Source organism: Candidatus Darwinibacter acetoxidans, from assembly GCF_041936445.1.
In the GTDB taxonomy this organism is placed as follows: Bacteria; Bacillota; Limnochordia; order Darwinibacteriales; family Darwinibacteriaceae; genus DTU010.
Genome location: NZ_JBHGXH010000343.1, coordinates 1 through 2643, shown reverse-complemented (window position 1 = coordinate 2643; position 2643 = coordinate 1). Strand labels below are relative to the sequence as shown.

1 protein-coding gene and 2 pseudogenes are annotated in these 2643 nt (G+C 61.6%); all 3 read right to left on the bottom strand.

From position 1 onward, the window contains the following. A pseudogene (locus ACE4YL_RS14845) lies at positions 1-512 on the bottom strand (hypothetical protein); the annotation flags it as partial. Between the two features lie 193 nt (positions 513-705). After that, on the bottom strand, positions 706-1053 hold the full coding sequence (locus ACE4YL_RS14840; RefSeq protein WP_461369774.1) for a four helix bundle protein: 348 nt from the start codon (positions 1051-1053) through the stop codon (positions 706-708). 21 nt (positions 1054-1074) lie between these two features. Continuing rightward, positions 1075-2643: pseudogene (locus ACE4YL_RS14835) on the bottom strand (hypothetical protein); the annotation flags it as partial.

Here is a 2643-nt window from a genome sequence, read left to right as displayed (position 1 = left end):
GGGTGTCGGCGCATGAACTGCTGCAGCCGGTCAACGGCGACGTGGGTACCACGCTCCGTCAGGCAGGCATAGGTATCCCTGATGAATGTCGGCAACCAACACGGGAGGATCGCGCCTGAGACTACCTGGTGCACGATCCTGTCCCGGAATGGGGGGGCATTGATCAGTCGCCGTTTTGGATCCTCAACGAAAAACCGCGAATACGGCCCCGGTTGCCATCGCTCCTCCACCAGGTCATCGCGAATCGAGAACAAGTTCGATTCGAGATCCTGCTCGAACGCGATCGCGTACTCCTTCTCACGCTTCCCTTTCCGGCATCGCTGGTAGGCCCTATAAAGGGCCGGGAACGTGCAGATCTTCGGGTAGAGGTTGGCGTGGGTCTTCATGATCGGTTGTTGGACGGGGAAGGTTCGGATCTCGCCTACTACCTCCCCGGAGCCTGTTTTGTATTCCGCTGCATCGAGCGACGGGTATTCCGGATGATGTACTGTTGATCTGATGTTTTCCCGCAACCGTAGTCACGCATACCATCCACAAACGGTATTCCGCGGAAGCCGATGTTGTTGTTCACGTTGGACGGGGCGTTGTTCACGTTCAGATAGAACAACCCCGCATACGCGGCGTTGTTCCAATTCCCGCCCCGTTTCGCGGCACGTTTTTATTACGGCTTCTTCTCACCCGGCCCGTGGTGTCGGGCGAAGCGTTTCAAGCGCGCTTCGCCTTCATCCACCCATTGTTCATTTTCCCAAGTTCGATGATTTTACCTGCAAGCAGCTCGTATTGCCCGATGCTGATGTATCGGAGGTCTCGGGCCAGACGCACAGTTACCTGCAGGTAGTCGATCTCCTCGTCGAGATCCTGGTTGACGGCAGTTCCTTGCGTGGAGTTGGCGAGCATGACGGTCCGGATCAGGCTGAGTGCGGTCTGCCGGATTTCGCTCGCTAGGCCGTCCCGCTGTTGCGGGCGAGGGAATCGTTCAGTCACCTGCATCAGGTCTTTCGCCAGGTCGTACGATTTCTGCCAGATTTTCAGGCGTTCGTGCCGTTCTACCATACAGATCTCCAGATCTTCAGATCAACAGACTCCGCGGAAGCCGAGGTTGTAGCTCACAGCGGACACGTAGGACGGGGCGTAATACACGTACAGAGAGAACAACCCCGCAGGCGCGGCGCTGATCCAAGACCCGCCCCGCATCGCAGCACGCTGGCCGGTTGCCTGGTAGTAGTAGTCGCTCCCGAACTCTGCTGTCGCAGACCCGATTGTCGCCGGGACAAACAGTTCGGCGGCGAGCGAGTGCTTGCCATCGGGCGCCGGGGCATAGAGTGACGAGATGTAACCGTTCGTCGCCGGCACGACATGTCCTGCACCAGGGTATCCGGCATCCACCGTATGATCGGGCGAGGTCCCCATCAAGAAGTCGACCCACTCCCAGACGTTGCCGTTCAGGTCGTAGATGCCGCTCTCCTTGCCGTTGAGGCTCCAGGATGTCGGCCCAGAGCCCGCGAGACACCGCCGGATCGCGTTCCCGTCAGACCCGGGGAGCACAGGATCGGAGATCCCTTCGTAGACCTGCTCGCGCGGGTCCGCGATATCTTTCCCGTAGTTGTTGTTCCCCTTCGGGTAACCGAGGCCGAACTGATACCGATACTTCATCGCCCAGGCGGCGACGCTGAACCACTCATAGCCGCCGGGCAAGAAGTGCTTGACAATCTCGTAGGCGTCCGCCTCCATGATCGGTTCGGGGAGCGCGGGGTAGAGTTCGACAAGCCGCGCTGCGTTGGCGTCGGCCGTGGAGTCGCCGCCAGTCTTGATGAGCCGACGGATGTACTGGACGCCGTCCTGCGTGACCCGGACTCTGCGCCCGATCAGATCAGCGATCTCCTCAGCGTAGAACTGGGTCGTGCTGCCGGCGCCGAGCGACGCGCAGGTGCCGGTCGCCTTGTTCGCGGCACCACCACGGTTCTCGATCGCGGTCTTGGCGTGGGCCTGGTCAATGTCGGTCCAGACGACAACGCCCGGCATACTAGCTGCACCGACGCCCGCTCCGGGATTGTTTGGCGTCAAGCCGCCCCGCGAGGCGTTGGTCGCCAACGGCTGACATGCCTGGTACTTATCCATCCAGAACCCCCCGCACAGGAGGTTGTTCAAGGAGGGGTCGGTGAACCCGGCGCTGTAGAACTGCGGTATCCAGACCTGATGAATCTCAAGGTCGTTGCCCGCGCCGTCCTTGATGCGGAGGATGCGGTTCCGGAGGTCGGGGACGAGCGGGTGTGCGCCGATCGTGGTGCCGGGCACGGCCCCCCATGCGGTCGCGCTCCGGACGAGGATGTCGCCATGCGACGCAGAGATGTCGGGGAAGTTGACTTCGTAGGTCGCTCCGGTGCCCCACAGGGGCCGGAAGTCGATCTGATCTGTCTTGGTCGCGAACCCGACCGGCCGGATCTTCTGCGTCCAGGTCGGCACGGTCTGTGTCAATCCGCCGGCCTCGGTCGGCGAGACGTAGACCAGTTTTCCCACGGTCCATGACCAATCGGTCTTCTCGGCCCGTCCCTGCGCGAGCGCGTTGCCGACGGTGTCTTCGACCGTGGCTGCGTCCGCGCAGAGGTAAAGGACGCCCGAGACTGTCGCCTCCGCGTCCGCTTT